General features: G+C 40.0%; 16 protein-coding genes. 14 read left to right on the forward strand and 2 right to left on the reverse strand.

Features of this window, described 5'->3' with window-relative positions; all coding sequences use genetic code 11:
- Positions 1-2: 2 nt before the first annotated feature.
- From purE to purB, 5 genes are read left to right on the forward strand one after another with little or no spacing between them, the layout of a single operon-like run.
- Positions 3-491 carry a 5-(carboxyamino)imidazole ribonucleotide mutase gene (gene purE / locus N8M20_RS08545; RefSeq protein ID WP_000805606.1) on the forward strand — a complete coding sequence of 163 codons (489 nt, stop codon included), beginning with the start codon at positions 3-5 and terminating at the stop codon, positions 489-491.
- A complete protein-coding gene (purK, locus tag N8M20_RS08550) occupies positions 478-1,551 on the forward strand; it encodes a 5-(carboxyamino)imidazole ribonucleotide synthase (RefSeq protein ID WP_261080294.1) in 1,074 nt (357 codons plus the stop codon). The genes purE and purK overlap by 14 nt, the downstream gene beginning before the upstream one ends.
- Before the next feature lie 46 nt (positions 1,552-1,597).
- Positions 1,598-3,070 carry an ATP-binding protein gene (locus N8M20_RS08555; protein WP_261080295.1) on the forward strand — a complete coding sequence of 491 codons (1,473 nt, stop codon included), beginning with the start codon at positions 1,598-1,600 and terminating at the stop codon, positions 3,068-3,070.
- A gap of 15 nt (positions 3,071-3,085) precedes the next feature.
- A complete protein-coding gene (locus N8M20_RS08560) occupies positions 3,086-4,042 on the forward strand; it encodes a DUF4435 domain-containing protein (protein WP_261030388.1) in 957 nt (318 codons plus the stop codon).
- 34 nt (positions 4,043-4,076) lie between these two features.
- Positions 4,077-5,375 (forward strand): adenylosuccinate lyase, encoded by a 1,299-nt coding sequence (gene purB / locus N8M20_RS08565; RefSeq protein WP_261080296.1) that lies wholly within the window; start codon positions 4,077-4,079, stop codon positions 5,373-5,375.
- 178 nt (positions 5,376-5,553) lie between these two features.
- On the opposite strand, the gene N8M20_RS08570 is transcribed toward purB, so the two are convergent.
- The gene (locus tag N8M20_RS08570; protein ID WP_261080297.1) at positions 5,554-9,591 is read right to left on the reverse strand and encodes a family 20 glycosylhydrolase; all 4,038 of its coding nucleotides are present in this window, start codon (positions 9,589-9,591) and stop codon (positions 5,554-5,556) included.
- 317 nt (positions 9,592-9,908) lie between these two features.
- Entirely contained in the window at positions 9,909-10,625 is a 717-nt protein-coding gene (locus N8M20_RS08575) for a GntR family transcriptional regulator (protein WP_138338300.1), read from the reverse strand.
- Positions 10,626-10,958: 333 nt separating this feature from the next.
- On the opposite strand from N8M20_RS08575, the gene N8M20_RS08580 reads away from it, so the two are divergent.
- The 9 genes from N8M20_RS08580 to N8M20_RS08620 all read left to right on the forward strand — a co-directional run.
- Complete coding sequence (locus N8M20_RS08580) at positions 10,959-12,746, forward strand: glycoside hydrolase family 35 protein (RefSeq protein WP_261080298.1); 1,788 nt, start codon at positions 10,959-10,961, stop codon at positions 12,744-12,746.
- Positions 12,743-13,219, forward strand: a complete 477-nt coding sequence (locus N8M20_RS08585; RefSeq protein ID WP_261080299.1) for a PTS sugar transporter subunit IIB — start codon at positions 12,743-12,745, stop codon at positions 13,217-13,219. Before N8M20_RS08580 ends, N8M20_RS08585 begins: the two co-directional genes overlap by 4 nt.
- A gap of 26 nt (positions 13,220-13,245) precedes the next feature.
- On the forward strand, positions 13,246-14,151 hold the full coding sequence (locus N8M20_RS08590) for a PTS mannose/fructose/sorbose/N-acetylgalactosamine transporter subunit IIC (RefSeq protein ID WP_000617018.1): 906 nt from the start codon (positions 13,246-13,248) through the stop codon (positions 14,149-14,151).
- Positions 14,138-14,959: a PTS system mannose/fructose/sorbose family transporter subunit IID gene (locus tag N8M20_RS08595; protein WP_000185294.1), complete on the forward strand. Its 822-nt coding sequence runs from the start codon at positions 14,138-14,140 to the stop codon at positions 14,957-14,959. Before N8M20_RS08590 ends, N8M20_RS08595 begins: the two co-directional genes overlap by 14 nt.
- Positions 14,960-14,962: 3 nt before the next feature.
- Positions 14,963-15,367 (forward strand): PTS sugar transporter subunit IIA, encoded by a 405-nt coding sequence (locus N8M20_RS08600; protein WP_172931197.1) that lies wholly within the window; start codon positions 14,963-14,965, stop codon positions 15,365-15,367.
- 209 nt (positions 15,368-15,576) lie between these two features.
- Positions 15,577-16,743 carry an SIS domain-containing protein gene (locus tag N8M20_RS08605; RefSeq protein ID WP_261080300.1) on the forward strand — a complete coding sequence of 389 codons (1,167 nt, stop codon included), beginning with the start codon at positions 15,577-15,579 and terminating at the stop codon, positions 16,741-16,743.
- A gap of 116 nt (positions 16,744-16,859) precedes the next feature.
- Positions 16,860-17,897 carry an aldose epimerase family protein gene (locus tag N8M20_RS08610; RefSeq protein WP_261080301.1) on the forward strand — a complete coding sequence of 346 codons (1,038 nt, stop codon included), beginning with the start codon at positions 16,860-16,862 and terminating at the stop codon, positions 17,895-17,897.
- A gap of 158 nt (positions 17,898-18,055) precedes the next feature.
- Positions 18,056-19,243, forward strand: coding sequence for a CAP domain-containing protein (locus N8M20_RS08615; protein WP_261080302.1), 1,188 nt, complete (start codon positions 18,056-18,058; stop codon positions 19,241-19,243).
- Positions 19,244-19,710: 467 nt separating this feature from the next.
- The coding region (locus N8M20_RS08620; RefSeq protein WP_261080303.1) for a YSIRK-type signal peptide-containing protein at positions 19,711-20,861 on the forward strand (1,151 nt) is incomplete at its 3' end.

A 20,861-nucleotide genomic window follows, 5' to 3' on the forward strand; every position in this document is an offset into this window, starting at 1 on the left:
ATATGAAACCCGTAATTTCCATTATCATGGGCTCAAAATCCGACTGGGCAACCATGCAAAAAACAGCAGAAGTCCTAGACCGCTTTGGTGTTGCTTACGAAAAGAAGGTAGTCTCTGCCCACCGCACACCAGACCTTATGTTCAGACATGCAGAAGAAGCCCGTAGCCGCGGTATCAAGGTTATCATCGCAGGTGCTGGAGGCGCAGCCCATTTGCCAGGTATGGTCGCAGCTAAAACAACCCTTCCAGTCATTGGGGTGCCCGTCAAATCACGTGCCCTTAGTGGCGTGGACTCGCTCTATTCTATCGTTCAGATGCCGGGCGGTGTGCCTGTGGCGACAATGGCTATCGGTGAAGCTGGTGCGACAAATGCGGCTCTCTTCGCCCTCCGTCTTCTTTCAGTAGAGGATCAGGCTATCGCGACAGCTTTGGCAGATTTCGCAGAAGAACAAGGAAAAATCGCAGAGGAGTCGACGAATGAGCTCATCTAAAACAATCGGAATTATCGGTGGCGGCCAGCTGGGTCAGATGATGGCCATTTCTGCTATCTACATGGGGCACAAGGTTATCGCGCTGGATCCTGCGGCGGATTGCCCGGCCTCTCGCGTGGCGGAGATCATCGTGGCTCCTTATAATGACGTGGATGCTCTGCGTCAGTTGGCTGAGCGTTGCGATGTTCTCACCTATGAGTTTGAAAATGTCGATGCTGATGGTTTGGATGCGGTTATCAAGGAAGGACAACTCCCTCAAGGGACCGACCTGCTCCGCATTTCGCAAAATCGCATTTTTGAAAAGGACTTTCTCTCAAACAAGGCTCAAGTCACTGTGGCACCTTACAAGGTTGTGACCTCAAGCCAAGATTTGGCAGATATTGACCTTTCTAAAAATTATGTCCTAAAGACTGCTACCGGTGGCTACGATGGGCATGGACAAAAAGTCATTCGCTCGGAAGCAGACTTGGGAGAAGCCCGTGCACTAGCCGACTCAGCAGACTGCGTTTTGGAAGAGTTCGTCAACTTTGACCTTGAAATTTCTGTCATCGTGTCTGGAAATGGCAAGGATGTGACAGTCTTCCCAGTTCAGGAAAATGTCCACCGTAACAACATTCTATCTAAGACCATTGTTCCAGCTCGAATTTCTGAGAGTTTAGCAGACAAGGCCAAAGCTATGGCAGTGCGAATCGCAGAACAACTGAACTTGTCTGGAACACTTTGTGTGGAAATGTTTGCGACAGCTGATGACATCATTGTCAACGAAATCGCTCCACGCCCCCACAACTCTGGTCACTACTCGATTGAAGCCTGCGACTTCTCCCAGTTTGATACCCACATTTTAGGTGTTCTGGGAGCATCATTACCAGACATCAAACTCCATGCACCTGCTGTTATGCTTAATGTTCTCGGCCAGCATGTCAAAGCTGCTGAAAAATATGTCACAGAAAATCCAAGCGCCCACCTTCACATGTATGGTAAAATAGAAGCGAAGCACAACCGCAAGATGGGGCATGTGACTTTGTTTAGTGATGTGCCAGATAGGATTGGAGAACTATAGATAGGTACTATATTTCGTTCAGTCGCTTATAGATAGGAGAATTACATTGTTATTAACTGAATTTAAAATTAATGCTCTCAACCAGGATTATAACGTTGATTTAATTTTTGAAAATAATAAAACAATATTTATTGGTGAAAATGGTATTGGTAAAACAACAATACTATCAATTTTATATTATTTATTAGATTTAAATTATACAGAATTACTTCGATTTACTTTTGATAGTATAGAGTTGACCTTTAAAAACTCTAGCCCTCTAAAAATTACAAAACGTGATATAAGAGAGGAACTAGAGCGATTGGACCGTGGTAAAATAGGCAGGCGTCACCCAAGATATCGGATAGAGATAGACAATTTTATAAGAGTAATTGAAGAAGACCCTGAATTGTCTGAAGACATAAAAAGAATAATAGTTTCAGGTGCAGATAATTCTAACTCCTATATAGAAGTAATGAATATATTACGTAAAAAAAGAGGATTTGGGCAATCTGCAATTCGTTTTAGAGAAGATATTTTTTCAGAACTATCTTATCGTCTTAATCCGCCGTCGTATAAATTACTAATAGATAAGATAGAAGATATAAAAACAAATTATAAAATTCTCTATTTCCCAACATATCGAAGAATTGAAGAAAATTTGGCTCAGTTAGATTTGGAAACAAGGGATGAAAGAATTATAAGTAAATCAAATGGTGAGCTAATTCATTTTGGTATGGAGGATGTTGAACAAAAAATAGAAAATTTACTTAATAAAATTAGTAAAGAAACAAATGAAAGTTACAACACAATGACTGGCGGTTTATTAAATAAATTTGCAGAAGGAAATTTAGATGTATCTTTTGAACCATTTGATAGAGATACTGTTATTATAGCACTCTCACGATTAGGAAATAAAGTTACTAAAAAGTCTAAAGACACTATTCTGAAAAAAATCGAGAATAACACGCTTATAGAGGATAAGTATTTGAACTATCTTGTTTCAAGTATTGTAAAAAATTATAAAAAATTAGAAGAGATAGATAGTAGAATTGATGATTTCACAGAGAAAGTAAATAAATATTTATTTAACAAAAAATTTTTCTATGATGCTGAGTCATTGAAACTGGAAATAAAAAGAACAAATTCAGAGGGCGAAATAAAAACTCATAGGGACTTCTTCGGTAAAGAAGTAGAAGAAGTAATCAAGTTAGAAAGTCTATCATCGGGTGAAAAACAGCTAGTTTCAGCATTTTCAAAAATTTTTTTAGAGGATGAGAAAAAGTTACTTATATTGTTTGATGAGCCAGAATTATCTCTTTCTGTACCGTGGCAGAAAGAATTTATCTATGATATCTCTCAAGCCGGGACATGTAAATTTTTATTAGTTGTTACTCATTCTCCATTTATTTATGATCAATTATTCAAATTTGCTAGAGATATTGATAAATTTATTACCGAGACTGATAAAACTATTGATGAATCAGAAGGAATCTCTTCATTTTGGGATGAATCAGCTTTTGATGACGATACATTTTAGCTAATGGAGAAGATTATGGAAAGAGTTAATTTAGAAAATCTCCAAAAATCCAAAGAGGAGCCTTCGGTTGTATGGTCTGAGTATAAAAATGATTGTAGGCATAATCCTGATATGTATTTTGTCTTTTATGAAGGAAAAGATAGGCAATATTACGATGTAAGAATAAATTCTAAAACATCAAATTTTAATGCTTATATTGCTGGAAATAAGGCAAAAGTTTTAGCTGTGTTTGAAAAAATAAAGCGAGAAGATGGGGAAAAATCATTAAAAAACACTCTCTTCTTTATCGATAAAGATTATGAACGAAAAGATAAAGTATATGATTCTCATATTTATGTTACACAGAAGTATTCAATTGAAAACTACTATGTAAGTCATAAAGCAATGGAAAAGATATTAAGATTCCATTTTGGGCTTAATCCAAAATCAGAAGCCTCTATTAAAATAATGAAATTATTTGATGACAGATATGAAGAATTTATTTCTATACTAATGGAACTTAATTTATGGGCAATTGCTTGTAAATCAGTAGATTTTATTATTAATTTCGATCTTATAAGAGTAAAAGAAAATCCCTATAATATTATTGATATTAGCTATAAAGAGATCCAACAGAAGAATGAACTTAACTTCGATTATTTTATAGAATTGTATGAGAAAAAGTTATTACAACACAAAAACTCTGATGCTAAATATGAATATGATTACTCTGAATATATTTTAAAAAAAGAAAATATCAGAGATTTTTTTGATAATAAAAGTAAGTATTATAGAACAAATATTGAATATTATTTTAGAGGTAAATTTATAATTTGTTTCTTGGTCCGTTTTTTACAAACACTTACACAAAAGCATTCGGGAATACTTAAACCAGAATTTCAAGTCACTGAAAAAAATGTTATGAGTTTATTTACAAATCAAGCGGATACACCTAAAAAATTAGAGGATTATTTAAACAATAAACTCTGCTAAAATTTTTATTATTAATGGTTACAAGGAGAAAAATATGATCAACCGTTACTCTCGCCCTGAGATGGCGAACATTTGGAGTGAAGAAAATAAATACCGTGCTTGGCTTGAGGTGGAAATCTTGGCTGACGAGGCATGGGCTGAGTTGGGGGAAATCCCTAAGGAAGATGTGGCTTTGATTCGTGAAAAAGCAGACTTTGACATAGACCGTATTTTGGAGATTGAGCAGGAGACGCGCCACGATGTGGTGGCTTTCACACGTGCGGTTTCTGAGACGCTTGGTGAAGAGCGTAAGTGGGTACACTATGGATTGACTTCTACCGACGTGGTGGATACGGCCTATGGTTACCTTTACAAACAAGCCAACGACATCATCCGCAAGGATCTTGAAAACTTCATCAACATCATCGCTGACAAAGCGAAAGAACACAAGTTCACTATCATGATGGGGCGTACCCACGGTGTGCACGCTGAACCTACAACCTTTGGTCTGAAATTGGCGACTTGGTATAGCGAAATGAAGCGCAACATCGAGCGTTTCGAGCATGCGGCTGCTGGTGTTGAAGCTGGTAAGATTTCTGGTGCGGTTGGGAACTTTGCCAACATCCCACCATTCGTTGAAAAATACGTCTGTGACAAGCTTGGTATCCGTGCTCAAGAAATCTCTACACAGGTTCTTCCTCGTGACCTTCACGCTGAGTACTTTGCAGTTCTTGCTAGCATCGCGACTTCTATCGAGCGTATGGCGACTGAGATTCGTGGTTTGCAAAAATCAGAACAACGCGAAGTGGAAGAATTCTTTGCTAAAGGGCAAAAAGGTTCATCTGCAATGCCTCACAAACGTAACCCTATAGGTTCTGAGAACATGACAGGTCTTGCGCGTGTTATTCGTGGTCACATGATTACAGCCTATGAAAACGTTGCTCTCTGGCACGAACGCGACATTTCCCATTCATCAGCTGAGCGCATCATCACACCGGATACAACCATTTTGATTGACTACATGCTCAACCGTTTTGGAAATATCGTCAAGAACTTGACAGTCTTCCCAGAAAACATGATTCGCAATATGAACTCAACTTTCGGTCTTATCTTCAGCCAACGCGCTATGTTGACCTTGATTGAAAAAGGCATGACCCGTGAGCAAGCCTATGACTTGGTGCAACCAAAAACGGCCTACTCTTGGGACAACCAAGTAGACTTCAAACCGCTTCTTGAGGCAGATCCAGAGGTGACATCACGCCTCACACAAGAAGAAATCGAAGAGATCTTCAACCCTGCATACTACACCAAACGAGTGGATGATATCTTTGAACGTCTTGGGCTGGGTGGTTAATTAAAAAAAGAGGCTGGGTATCCAGTCTCTTTAAAATCATAAAAACGCATATTATCAGGAGTTGACATACCTTGATAATATGCATTTTATTTTGGAAAGATTTATTTCTTTTTCTTCTGAAATTGAGTTTTATACTCAGCTCTCATTAGGTCTCTGGATATAAATCTTTCATTTTATCTTATTGAATCCATTCGCCGTCAGCATTTACAGCGTAGCCATCAATTGTTGTGTTGACAGCTAAGGCTCCTGAAGGGTATGAATAATACCATTTATCTCCAACTTGGAACCAACCAGTTTTCATTGTACCTGAATTGTCAAGATAATACCATGTATCTCCTTGGTTGACCCAGCCGGTTTGCATGGCACCTGAGTCGTTGAAATAGTACCATGATCCACCTTGATCGATCCAACCAGTTTGCATAGCACCTGAGTTATCAAGATAATACCATGTACCATTTACTTTCTGCCAACCAGTTTGCATAACACCAGTCTCATCTAAGTAGTACCATGCTCCGTCTTTAACCCAACCGGTCTTCACTTTATCTGCATGATCATAGTAATACCATTTGCTTTCAATTAATTTCCATCCAGGTTTACTATTTTTGCCATCTGCTAATTGATGAGTGATTCCGTTAGCAGAGTTAGATTCAGCCTTAGGTCCGCTTTCAACAACTACTTTGAAAGGAGTTTCTGTTCGGCTAGGCTCTTCCTTAGGAATGTCTAGTCTAGGTTTTTCTTCTGCAATTGGAGCAAGGCCATTCTCATCGCCGACATGTGTAATTGGTGCTCCGAATTCCACAATTTGATCGACAGGTTCTTTGGTTACTTGACTATCTAGAACGGTTTCACTAGCCTTTCCATTTTCAGTAAGAACAGATACGTAAGAAGTGCGTTCACCTAGAACTCCAGCTTTGACAACTTTTTCTTGGCCTGCTGGGAGATTCGGATTCTCTTTTCGAATGATTTTAAACGGAATACTTTCTGTCTTCACAACTAGTTCAGGCTTGGTTTCAATGTTAGCAGCTAGTTCATTTTCATCTAGGCTTCCTGAATGAGTTGCAGCTGGTTTGAGACCTTGAAGAGCGGCCTTGAGCTCACCTACTAGTGCGTCTAGTTCAGCTTGTTTGCTGCGGTTGAGGTTAAGGTTCAGTCCATCTTTTGCTGCCTTGAGTGCAGCTAGGCTTTCTGTGCTGTATCCGTCTAAGTTTGTAGGAATTTTAGCTAATTCTTCGCGGAGAGCATTATAATTAGCACGGAAGTAGTCTTTGTTGTGGTCTGCAAAGGCAGTCATGAGTTCAAAGATTTCCTCTTCCTTGTACTCAGCGCTTGGTCTATCTGCCCAGATTGAAAGCATACTACCAACTGTTGGAAGGTCTACCTCAGGATATTTAGTAGAAGCAAGTTGATTGAATGGTGTTTTTCCAGTATTCTCAATAGCTTTCTTAAGGAAGCCACCACCATCTTCTGGTTTTTGACCGAGAATGTAGTACCAGTCACCGTTGGTATTCAAGAACTTATAGCCTTTGCTTGCCAGGTATTGAGGTGACGCAAGGTTGTAGCCCCACCAGCCTTTAGACCAGTAAGAAATCAAGACATCCTTATCGAATTCAGCATCATCCTTGTCTTCATAGTAGAAGCCATCGTTGAAGGCCATTGGTTGTAGCCCTCTTTCCTTAGCCATAGCAGCTAGGCTGTTAGAATAATCTGCGAACTTGTTATAGAGTCCATACCATTTGAGGTAATACCAACCTTGGGCGTTGGTCGCATCATTGGCATATTCATCTGTACCATAGTTGAATATCTTTGATTTATCAGCAAAGTAATCCATATACTTACCGATAAGGGCTTTGGTAAATCCAACTGCTTCTTGATTTTCAAGGTCCATGGTTGTTTTTGAGACCTTATCAAAGTTGGCTTGAGGATTCGTGATGCCAAGTTTTTCCATGGCAACGAGCATAGCATCCATATGTCCTGGACTATTGATAGCTGGTATCAGACCAATACCTTTTTCCTTAGCGTATTTGGCAAGCTCTGTCACTTCTGCCTGTGTCAGTGCAGTACCGTTTGGATCGTCGTAGTAAGCTTTAGTTCCTTCGATAATAGCTTTTTTAACGTCATCACTAGCATAGGTTTTTCCGTTGGCAGTAATGGTCATATCATCGAGTAGGAAGCGAAGGCCATCATTTCCTAGAAGGAGGTGGGCATCAGAGTAGCCGAGCTCGCTCGCCTTGTCTACGATGCGTTTGAGTTGATCTAGAGAGAAGTATTTGCGACCTGCATCGATGGAAATGACTTTATTCTTATTCAGTTTTTCAAGTTCACGTTTAGCATCCTCTTCTTTTTGTGCTTCAGGGGTTAAGGCCAGGTTTTTAATAGCTTCTTGAAGGTTTACGATTGCTTGATCAATCGTGTCTTGTTGAGCACGGCTGAGGTTGCTATCGAGTGAACGGATGGCTTTTTCAGCTTCTTTGACAGCAGCAAAACTTTCAGCAGTATAGCGGTTAGAGTCTTTTGGTATAGTTTCTAGTGCTTTTTCTGCAGGTTGATAGTTGGCTGCGAAGTATTCAGCGTTGGCATTTGCAAAATGACGCATGAGTTTGAAGAGGCGAGATGGTGAATAACGTGCAGATGGGGTATCGGCCCAAGCCGCTACCATACCACCGATGATTGGGACATCAGCTCCTTCTGTTTTTGGTACAGAAGTGATTGGTGTGTTTTTAATACCATTGAGACCCTGATCGAGATTGTACCAACCTTGGCCGTCAGCGTTTCGTCCAAGAACGTAGTACCAAGCATCATTGGTATTAAGGATTTGGTGCCCTTTTTCGGCTAGTAGTTTAGAAGAAGCAACGTCGTAGCCTCCCCAACCACCAGTCCACATAGAAACGATGATGTCTTTGTCGAAACTACCAAAGCTTGTATCGCTATTGTAATAGATACCGTCGTTAAAGGCCATTGGTTTGAGACCGTGAGATTTTACGATACGAGCGAGGTCATTAGCGTAAGAGATGAATTTTTCATATCCTTTTTCAGGGTAGCCTTCATTTGGATAATATTTATCAGCTTGAAGCACACTCCAACCTTTAGCATTTGTTGCATCATTGGCGTATTCATCTAGTCCAATATTGAAGATTTCAGATTTCTTAGAGAAGTAGTTAGCGTATTTGTCAATCAGTGTTTTTGTAAAATCGACTGCTTGTTTATTATTTAGGTCAACAGTTCGTTCAGATTTTTTACCAAAATAATCAAAGTTAGGATTTTCAATACCAAGTTCTTTCATAGCATGGAGCATAGCATCCATATGTCCAGGACTATTGACAGTTGGAATTACTCCAATTCCTTTATCTTTGGCATAATTAATCAAATCTGTCATCTGACTTTCAGTGAGATGGTTACCATTTGGATCATCGTAATAAGCATTTGTTCCATTTTCAATGGCGCGTTTGACATCATCACTAGAGTAGGTTTTATCGCCCACTTTCATAGACATATCATCCAACATGAAACGGAGGCCATCGTTACCTACCAAGAGATGAAGATCTGTGTAACCATATTCTTTCGCTTTGTCGATAATTTCTTTGAGCTGCTCAGGTGAGAAATATTTACGTCCGGCATCAATTGAAACGATTTTTCGTTTAGCTAATTTTTCATTTTCAGTTGCAGCACGTTCCTTTCCTGCCTCTGTTGTGGGTTTATCAGCCTCTGCTTTCGTTTCATCTTTTTTAGCATCTTTTTCGGCTGGTTTATCCTTGTCAGCTTCTGACTTATCAGTCTTGTCTGTATCTGACTCTTTAGAATTAGCCTCTTTCTGCTCTTCCTTTTTAGGGCTAGCTTCCTCTGTCTTTTTATCGGCAGCTTCTTTTTCAACAGAAGTTGGAGTTACCACTTCTTCTTTATCACTAGGAGTTGAACTAACTTCCTCTTGTGGTTTTTCCTCTGTTTTTGGAAGACTAGCTACCTTATCAGTAGCTGGAGTTTCTGTTTCTACAGTTTTTGGAGCTTCTGGTTGAAGCTCTGCTTTAGGTGTTTCCTCAGTCCGATTTTCGGATGGTTGAGGGGAATCGGAAACCGTATGGATGGTCGGTTGGTTTTCTGTAATAGGAGTAACTCCATCGGCTGCAACAGCCTGTGCTTGGAAGGCAAATCCAATTAGAACAGAAGCTGCTCCTACAGCGTATTTACGAATGGAAAAACGTTGTTGTTTTTCTTGTTTCATTGCAAAACCTCCTGATTGTATTTTATATTGATAGCGTTTACATAAAACAACACCCTTATTTTATTTCTTATATAAACAAGAGTCAAGAGGAGATGATAAAAAACTATAATAAGTATAAAAAAATATAAAATTTAAGCTTAAGATTTCAGATTGTTCGGAAAAGAAACATATATATACTTAGTAGAATTTTTTTAGTCCTATTTCTATAAAATATTCCACAAATTATAGAATCTTCCAAAATTAGGTAAGCGCTACCTTTTTGGTATGGTATAATAAGCATAGAAAAAAGCCCAAGCGATGAGGCTTAGGCTTTCTTCTTAGTGATCACGGTCACATGAGATGAATTTAATCTTGTAGTAATCAGATCGTTTGTAGGTTTCACTATATTCCAAAACTTGACCAGTCGATTCGAGTTTCGTAATCTTAGTCTGAAGGACAGTAGGGAATTGATCATTGATTCCTAGGATGGAAACCACGTGTTCTGGAGTTGGAAATGCTATTTCATTGATTTCTTCAAAATGTTCATCATTCATGTGAATGTGGTAATCCAATTTGAAACGGCTATAGATAGAGCTATAGTATTCAAGGTTTGGATAATTTGCGTTGATGTATTGTTCTGGGATGTAAGATGTATGGTAAATGTATACAACACCGTTTGATTTACGTACGCGCTCAATCTTATAGTAGAACTGGTCACCACGTAATCCAAGTTTTTCTAAGTAGCTTAGTTTATTTCCGCGTTCAATAGAAAGGACGGTCACTTTATCATCTTTAGTTTCAAAAACTTCTACATCTGAAAACTCTACGAGTTTGTGTTTGCGTGCGCGTGAAACGAATGTACCCTTTCCTTGTTGACGGACAATATAGCCATCCTTGGCAAGGTCGTTTAAGGCGCGGACAACTGTGATAGAACTCACATCATACATTGAAATCAATTCAGCTTCAGTGTAAAATTTATCTCCACTGGCGAATTGACCAGAGATGATTTTGTTCTTTAATTCGTCTTTTATATATTGATATTTAGGAATTGCCATGTTTTCACCTCGATTTTCCTTCTCCATAAAAGATTTTACCATAAAAAAGAAAAGAATAGTAGTCTTTTGAATAAAAAATTAAAATAATAGGCTAAAAGGTTAATTTACATCTAAATAATCAGGATTTTATACATTTTTATACAAGGTTTTTGGCGAAAAAGAGCGAAATGCTCGGGCTTATACGATTTTATAAGTATTTTGCCTAAAAGTTAGTAAAAAAATAGAAAAATTTTAAATAATCTAGTTAAGACTATTGACAAACATGAATGATTGCGCTATATTTAATATAACAATAAATGAAAGCGCAAACTTTTGCAATCAAAAGGTAGTTTTATGACACGATTTGAGATACGAGATGATTTCTATCTCGATGGAAAATCATTTAAGATTTTATCTGGCGCCATTCATTATTTTAGGGTTCCTCCAGAAGATTGGTATCATTCGCTCTATAATTTGAAGGCTCTTGGTTTTAATACAGTAGAGACTTATGTAGCCTGGAATTTACACGAGCCTCGTGAGGGTGAGTTTCACTTTGAAGGAGCTCTGGATTTGGAGCGATTTCTTCAGACAGCACAAGATTTGGGTCTCTACGCTATCGTTCGTCCGTCACCCTTCATCTGTGCGGAATGGGAATTCGGAGGTTTACCAGCTTGGCTCTTAACAAAAGACATGAGGATTCGTTCCTCAGATCCTGCCTATATTGAGGCTGTCGGTCGCTATTATGACCAGCTCTTGCCACGATTGGTTCCACATTTGTTGGACAATGGTGGCAATATCCTCATGATGCAGGTTGAAAACGAGTATGGTTCTTACGGAGAAGATAAGGCTTACCTGAGAGCGATTCGACAGTTGATGGAAGAGCGTGGCGTAACCTGTCCCCTCTTTACATCAGATGGTCCCTGGAGAGCTACTCTGAAAGCAGGAACCTTAATTGAAGACGACCTCTTTGTAACAGGGAACTTTGGTTCTAAGGCACCTTACAACTTTTCACAGATGCAGGAATTCTTTGATGAGCATGGTAAGAAATGGCCACTCATGTGTATGGAGTTCTGGGACGGCTGGTTCAATCGTTGGAAAGAACCGATTATCACACGGGATCCCAAAGAGTTGGCAGATGCAGTTCGAGAAGTTTTGGAACAAGGCTCTATCAATCTCTACATGTTCCATGGTGGTACAAACTTTGGTTTCATGAATGGTTGCTCAGCTCGAGGGACCTTGGATCTGCCACAAGTTACATCTTATGATTACGATGCCCTTCTGGATGAAGAAGGAAATCCAACTGCCAAATATCTGGCAGTCAAGAAGATGATGGCAACACATTTCCCAGAGTATCCGCAGTTGGAGCCACTTTACAAAGAGAGTATGGAGTTGGATGCTATTCCACTAGTTGAAAAAGTTTCCTTGTTTGAAACCCTGGATAGCTTGTCAAGTCCAGTAGAAAGCCTCTATCCTAAAAAGATGGAGGAGTTGGGACAAAGCTATGGCTATCTACTCTATCGAACAGAAACAAACTGGGATGCAGAAGAAGAAAGACTTCGTATCATTGATGGTCGAGATAGGGCCCAGCTTTATGTCGATGGTCAGTGGGTTGAAACCCAATATCAGACAGAGATTGGGGAAGATATTTTTTATCAAGGCGAAAAGAAAGCGCTATCTAGGCTAGATATCTTGGTAGAAAATATGGGACGTGTCAACTATGGACACAAGTTCTTAGCGGATACGCAACGTAAGGGAATTCGGACAGGGGTTTGTAAGGATTTACACTTCTTACTAAACTGGAAACACTATCCACTCCCACTAGACAATCCTGAGAAAATTGATTTTTCAAAAGGATGGACTCAAGGACAACCAGCCTTTTACGCTTATGACTTTACAGTCGAAGCGCCAAAAGATACTTACCTAGACTTGTCTGAGTTTGGTAAGGGAGTTGCCTTTGTCAATGGGCAGAATCTAGGACGTTTTTGGAACGTTGGCCCAACCCTCTCGCTTTATATCCCTCATAGCTATCTTAAGGAAGGTGCCAACCGCATCATTATCTTTGAAACAGAAGGTGAATATAAAGAAGAGATTCATTTAACTCGTAAACCTACACTAAAACACATAAAGGGGGAAAATTTATGACAATTGTAGGATGCCGTATCGATGGACGTTTGATCCACGGACAAGTAGCCAATCTATGGGCTGGAAAACTAAATGTTTCACGTATTATGGTTGTAGATGACGAAGTTGTCAACAATGACGTTGAAAAAAGTGGTTTGAAACTTGCAACACCACCAGGTGTGAAATTGAGTATTTTGCCAATTGAAAAAGCGGCAGCCAATATTCTTGCTGGAAAATACGATAGCCAACGTCTCTTTATCGTGGCTCGTAAACCAGACCGCTTCCTTGGTTTGGTCGAAGCAGGTGTACCACTTGAAACCCTTAATGTTGGGAATATGTCTCAAACACCAGAAACACGTTCTATCACACGTTCTATTAACGTAGTAGACAAGGATGTGGAAGATTTCCGCAAACTAGCAGAAAAAGGTGTTAAATTAACTGCTCAAATGGTTCCAAATGATCCAATTTCAGACTTTTTGAGCTTATTAAAATAGGAAAAAATTTTTAGGAGGTCATTGTTATGATACAATGGTGGCAAATTTTACTTCTCACTTTGTACTCAGCTTATCAAATCTGTGATGAGTTGACGATCGTTTCATCTGCAGGTTCCCCTGTATTTGCTGGTTTCATTACTGGTTTAATCATGGGAGATGTGACTACTGGTCTGCTTATCGGTGGTAACTTGCAGCTATTCGTTCTTGGGGTTGGTACCTTCGGTGGTGCTTCTCGTATCGACGCAACTTCTGGTGCGGTTCTTGCGACAGCCTTCTCTGTTTCACAAGGAATTGATACAGCACTTGCGATTACAACAATCGCTGTGCCAGTAGCAACTCTCTTGACATACTTCGACGTTCTTGGACGTATGACAACTACTTTCTTTGCTCACCGTGTGGATGCTGCAATCGAACGCTTTGATTATAAAGGTATTGAACGCAACTACTTGCTTGGTGCAATTCCTTGGGCTCTATCTCGTGCCCTTCCAGTCTTCTTTGCGCTTGCTTTTGGTGGTGAATTTGTACAACACGTAGTAGATTTCGTTACAAAATACCAATGGGTTGCAGATGGTTTGACACTCGCAGGACGTATGCTTCCAGGTCTTGGATTTGCAATCTTGCTTCGTTACCTTCCAGTTAAACGTAACCTTCACTACCTTGCAATGGGATTTGGTTTGACAGCTATGTTGACTGTTCTTTACTCATATGTAACAGGTCTTGGTGGCGCTGTTGCAGGTATCGTAGGTACTCTTCCTGCTGAAGTTGCTGAAAAAATTGGTTTCGTGAACAACTTCAAAGGTTTGTCTATGATTGGTATCTCTATCGTAGGTATCTTCCTTGCAGTGCTTCACTTCAAAAATAGCCAAAAAGTAGCTGTAGCAGCACCTTCTACACCATCAGAAAGTGGGGAAATCGAAGATGACGAATTCTAATTACAAACTTACAAAAGAAGATTTTAACCAAATCAACAAACGTAGCTTGTTTACTTTCCAATTGGGTTGGAACTACGAACGTATGCAAGCTTCTGGTTACCTTTACATGATCTTGCCTCAATTGCGTAAAATGTATGGGGATGGAACTCCTGAATTGAAAGAAATGATGAAAGTTCATACTCAATTCTTCAATACTTCACCATTCTTCCACACCATCATCGCTGGTTTTGATCTTGCCATGGAAGAAAAAGATGGTGTAGGTTCAAAAGATGCCGTTAATGGTATCAAGACAGGTTTGATGGGACCATTCGCTCCTCTTGGAGATACAATCTTTGGTTCACTTGTACCTGCTATCATGGGATCTATCGCAGCAACTATGGCTATCGGTGGTCAACCTTGGGGTATCTTCCTTTGGATTGCAGTTGCAGTAGCGTATGATATCTTCCGTTGGAAACAATTGGAATTTGCCTACAAAGAAGGGGTTAACCTTATCAACAACATGCAAAGTACCTTGACAGCTTTGATTGACGCTGCATCTGTACTTGGTGTCTTCATGATGGGTGCTCTTGTAGCAACAATGATCAACTTTGAAATTTCTTACAAATGGGCAATCGGTGAGAAGATGATTGACTTCCAAGACATCTTGAACCAAATCTTCCCACGCTTGCTTCCAGCAATCTTTACTGCCTTTATCTTCTGGTTGCTTGGTAAGAAAGGTATGAACTCTACTAAAGCTATCGGTATTATTATCGTACTTGCTTTGGCTCTTTCTGCCTTTGGTAAATTTGTACTTGGAATGGGCGCATAATTTATGACGAAATCATTAATTTTGGTGAGTCATGGTCGCTTCTGTGAGGAGCTTAAAGGTAGCACAGAAATGATCATGGGCCCACAAGACAATATTTACACAGTAGCTCTTCTTCCAGAAGATGGCCCAGAAGACTTTACTGCAAAATTTGAAGCTGCTATTGAAGGAGTGGATGATTTCCTAGTCTTTGCGGATCTTCTCGGTGGGACACCTTGTAACGTGGTCAGTCGTTTGATCATGGAAGGTCGTGACATCGAACTTTATGCAGGGATGAATCTTCCAATGGTGATTGAATTTATCAATGCGAGCCTTACAGGTGCAGATGCGGACTATAAGAACCGTGCTGCAGAAAGCATTGTGAAAGTTAATGACCTGTTAGCTGGCTTTGATGATGACGAAGATGAATAAGATGTGACAACGTGAAAATCACAGGGAAAATAGGCGATAAGAGGACGGAGCGATGCTCCGACGATAATCGGTCTTTTTCCCAAAGATTTTAGTTGGAACTCGATTCAATTCATGTGACAACGTGAAAATCGTTAGAGCATTTTATATAGAATATACATGGGAATGGGGCTTACTCCCATTCCCATATTTAATAGAAAAAGAGGGAATCAATGCTACATTATACAAAAGAAGACTTGCTCGAATTGGGTGCAGAAATCACTACACGTGAAATCTACCAACAGCCTGATGTATGGAAAGAAGCTTTTGAATCTTATCAAGCAAAACGTGAAGAAATTGCAGCCTTCCTACAAGGGATTGCTGATAAACATGACTATATCAAGGTAATCTTGACAGGTGCGGGGACTTCTGCCTATGTAGGAGATACCTTGGTGCCTTACTTTAAGGAAGTCTATGACGAACGCAAATGGAATTTCAATGCTATTGCGACAACAGATATCGTTGCCAATCCAGAAACTTATTTGAAAAAAGATGTGGCAACTGTCCTTGTTTCCTTTGCCCGTAGTGGAAATTCGCCTGAAAGTGTTGCAACTGTTGATTTGGCCAAGGCCTTGGTGGATGAGCTTTATCAAGTGACGATTACTTGTGCAGCGGACGGTAAATTGGCTCTCCAAGCTCATGGCGATGAACGCAATCTCTTGCTGTTACAACCTGCTGCTTCTAATGACGCTGGCTTTGCCATGACTTCTAGCTTTACCTCTATGATGCTAACAGCTCTCTTGGTCTTTGATCCTACAGAATTTGCTGTGAAAGCTGAACGTTTTGAAGTTGTATCTAGTCTTGCCCGTAAAATTCTAGACAATGCAGAAGATGTCAAAGAGCTTGTTGATTTAGACTTTAACCGCGTTATCTATCTAGGCGCTGGTCCTTTCTTTGGACTTGCTCATGAAGCTCAGCTCAAGATTTTGGAACTAACTGCTGGTCAAGTTGCGACCATGTATGAAAGTCCAGTCGGCTTCCGTCACGGTCCAAAATCACTGATCAACGAAGATACAGTTGTTTTGGTCTTTGGTACAACGACAGACTACACTCGTAAGTATGACTTGGACTTGGTTCGTGAAGTTGCTGGTGATCAGATTGCTCGTCGTGTTATGCTTTTGAGTGATCAAGCCTTTGGTCTTGAAAATGTCAAAGAAGTGGCCCTTGGTTGTGGTGGTGTCTTGAATGATATTTACCGTGTCTTCCCTTACATTGTTTATGCCCAACTCTTTGCCCTATTGACTTCACTTAAAGTAGAAAATAAACCAGATACACCGTCTCCTACAGGTACAGTAAATCGTGTGGTACAAGGTGTTATCATCCACGAATATCAAAAGTAATACTGCGTTTATAGATTCTTGATAAAGGAGTTTGTAAATCATACAAGTAAACCATAGATTGTCAATTCGCTTTCTATGGTTTGTTTGCTTGAGAGAAATAGTAAAAGGAGAATAGAATGAAAGCACACACAGAGCGTGTATTTGGAAATGTTGAGGGCAAGGATGTCTTGGCCTATCGTTTTGAGACGGACGGTGGTTACCAACTTGAGGTTATGACTTATGGTGCGACTATCTTGCGTTATGTCACGCCTGACAAGGCTGGAAATTTTGCCAATGTTATCTTGGGATTTGATGATTTTGATAGCTATGTAGGCAATAGTCCCAAGCATGGAGCTAGTATAGGTCCTGTGGCGGGACGTATTGCAGGTGCGATCTTTGAGCTTAATGGCAAGAACTATGACCTTGAAGTCAACAATGCTAGCAATTGTAACCACAGTGGTTCAACAGGTTGGGATTCGAGTTTGTTTGAACTAGTTGAAGTGAGCGACTATGGTCTGACCCTCTACACAGAGCGTACAGATGGGACAGGAGGATTTCCTGGGAACCTCAAGATCTGGATCAGTTATCACTTGGAAGAAACTGGTGCCTATGAAATCAGCTACAAGGTGACGACCGATCAGGATACGCTGGTCAATCCAACAAACCACAGCTATTTCAACTTGTCTGGTGATTTCACGCAGACGATTGACCGTCATGTCTTCCAGCTAAACACAGAGGGAATCTATCCAATCGCTCCAGATGGAGTTCCTGCCAAAACTCCGGATGCTACTCGTGATGTGGTTAAACACATCTACAATGGTGCCTTGTTGAAAGACATCTTTGCAGAGGATGATGAGCAAATCCAGCTGGTATCTGGTTTGGATCATCCATTTGCCCTTCCTGCAGGTCATGACAATGCTGGATTCCTTTATGACCAAAATTCAGGTCGCTTCCTGCTTTTCAAGACAGAGGCTCCTTGCTTTGTAGTCTACACAGCAAACTTTGTGGATGAGAGTGTCATCATAGGAGGTCATCCAATGGTACAGCACAATGGGATTGCCCTTGAAGCGCAAGCGTTGCCAGATGCCATTCACAGTGACCTTAAAGACCAAGTCATTCTCAAAGCCGGTCAAACCTTCACAAGTAAGACACGTTATGAACTTGTTGTGAAGTAAAAGAATCATTGCGCCTACTTTTGAGGTGTAGGAACGATTTTTGCTAAATTAGATTAGTAGGAATAGATAAGCAGAGACAAATAGTAGGAAAATATGATATAATTAAGTGTCAAAAAGTATTTATCAAGATACGATTCAAAAGATATAAGGAGTAAACAATGAAGAAAATTGTATTTGCTAGTGCCTTGGCTTTGACCTTGGCAGGAGCAGTTTTGACAAATGATGTTTTTGCGAACGACAGACTGGTTGCAACGCAATCTGCTGATGGTAATGTATTGACCTCAGAGGTGCTAAAACCTTCTAGTGGCAATGTTTTGGTTGGGATCAAAGGAGAATTTGTGGCTCCTCATCAACAATCTATTTTGGATGCCATTAATGCTATTCGTAAAGAAGCAGCGGACGAAGGTTTGGTAGATAAGTATGTCCCTATCAAATGGTCAACTGACCTAGAAAAGGCAGCTTTTGTCAGAGCTACAGAAGCATCTGTGACTATGAAGCACGATCGTCTTTCTAGCAAAGATCTTTGGAGTGCCTTTCCAACTTCTAATAGTATAATGGGAGAAAATTTGGCATGGAATCATGACGGTTTTCTAAAAGCTATTGAACAATGGCGTTCTGAAAAAGCAGATTATGTGCAGAAAAAAAATAGTGGTTCAGACAATGGGAAATCTGGTCACTATGAGTCGCTAATTAACCCTAAATTTACACACATGGGGATGGCAGCTTTTAAAAATCCTAACAATCAATACAAAGCTATTACAATTGCTCAAACTCTAGGTGATGATGCTTCTTCAGAGGAATTGGCTGGTGGATATGGTTCTGCTGTTCAGTATACAGAAGTGACTGCCTCAAACCTTTCAACAGTTAAAACTAAAGCTATGGTTGTAGAAAAACCACTGAAAGATTTTAGAGCGTCTACGTCTGATCAGTCTGGCTGGGTGGAATCTAATGGCAAATGGTATTTTTATGAGTCTGGTGATGTGAAGACAGGCTGGGTGAAAACAGATGGTAAATGGTACTATTTGAATGACTTAGGTATTATGCAGACTGGATTTGTAAAAGTTTCTGGTAGCTGGTATTACTTGAGCAATTCAGGTGCTATGTTTACAGGATGGGGAACAGATGGTAGCAGATGGTTCTACTTTGACGGCTCAGGAGCTATGAAGACAGGCTGGTACAAGGAAAATGGCACTTGGTATTACCTTGACGAAGCAGGTATCATGAAGACCGGTTGGTTTAAAGTTGGACCACATTGGTACTATGCCTACGGTTCTGGAGCTTTGGCTGTGAGTACAACAACACCAGATGGTTACCGTGTAAATGGTAATGGTGAATGGGTAAACTAGGCTGAAAATGTCAGGCTATAGGTAAAGTATTCATCTTACTTAGCAAAAAGAATGAACGATAAGAAAGAGGTTGATGGCGAACATTGGCCTCTTTTGATTTATAAAGATTGGATTCTTGTCTTCTCAATTTCAGACTTTTCTATTATGGACCAATATTTTATGGCATATTAAAAGTATAATTGCTAATCTAAAAAATGCTGTAATTAGTCTGAAGTCCACACTTACTTGTTGAGATGTTATCTCTGTTTTTTATCGCTATAATTCACTGTATTTTTCTATAGTATGCAGAATATTTTTAAGTATATTTCCATAGAAATTTCTATCAACTTATTGTATAATGATAAGTAATTATTCGAAAGTTCTCAGAGAAAAGTTGATATAGTCAAGCTATTCTTTGAGAATTTATACTTTTATGCGCAAAATAATTGATTGACATAAAGAGTATAGAAAATAAAGATGAGGTTAATATGGGTCGAAAAAGTATTGGTGAGAAACGCCAGAGTTTCTCGATGAGAAAGTTGTCAGTGGGATTGGTATCAGTTACTGTAGCTAGTTTCTTTTTGATGAGTCAAGGGATTCAATCGGTATCAGCCGATCATATGGAAAGTCCAATTCATTACAAGTATATGACCGAGGGTGAATTGACAGATGAGGAAAAATCCTTGCTGGTAGAGGCCCTTCCACAACTGGCTGAAGAATCGGATGATACTTACTATCTGGTTTATAGACCTCAGCAGTTTTTACCGAATACAGGTTTTAACCCAACTGTTGGTACTTTCCTTTTTACTGCAGGCTTGAGCTTGTTAGTTTTATTGGTTTCTAAAAGGGAAAATGGGAAGAAACGACTTGTTCATTTTCTGCTGTTAACTAGCATGGGAGTTCAATTGTTGCCGGCCAGTGCTTTGGAGTTGACTAGCCAAATTTTATCTGCCTATAATAGTCAACTTTCTATCGGAGTCGGGGAACAGTTGCCAGAGCCTCTGAAAATCGAAGGTTATCAATACATTGGTTATATCAAGACTAAGAAACAGGATAATGCAGGGATTTCAAGGACAGTTGATGGGCAATACTCTGCTCAAAAAGATAATCAACCAGACTCTACAAAAACATCGGATGTAGTTCATTCAGCTGATTTAGAATGGAACAAAGGGCAGGGGAAGCTTAGTTTACAAGGTGAAGCATCAGGGGATGATAGACTTTCAGAAAAATCTTCGATAGCAGCAGAAAATCTATCTTCTAATGATTCACTCGCAAGTCAAGTTGAGCAGAATCCGGGTTACAAAGGAGAATCTGTAGTTCGACCAACATTGCCAGAACAAGAAAATCCTGTGTCTGCTACAACGGTGCAGAGTGCGGAAGAGGAAGTATTGGCGATGACAAACGATCGACCAGAATATAAACTTCCATTGGAAGCCAAAGGCACGCAAGAACCGGGTCATGAGGGCGAAGCCGCCGTCCGCGAAGAATCTCCAGCCTACACAGAACCGTTAGCAACGAAAGGCACGCAAGAACCAGGTCACGAGGGCGAAGCCGCCGTCCGTGAAGAATCTCCAGCCTACACAGAACCGTTAGCAACGAAAGGCACGCAAGAGTCAGGTCATGAGGGCGAAGCCGCAGT

The sequence above is a fragment of the Streptococcus mitis genome, assembly GCF_946190275.1.
In the GTDB taxonomy this organism is placed as follows: domain Bacteria; phylum Bacillota; class Bacilli; order Lactobacillales; family Streptococcaceae; genus Streptococcus; species Streptococcus mitis_DC.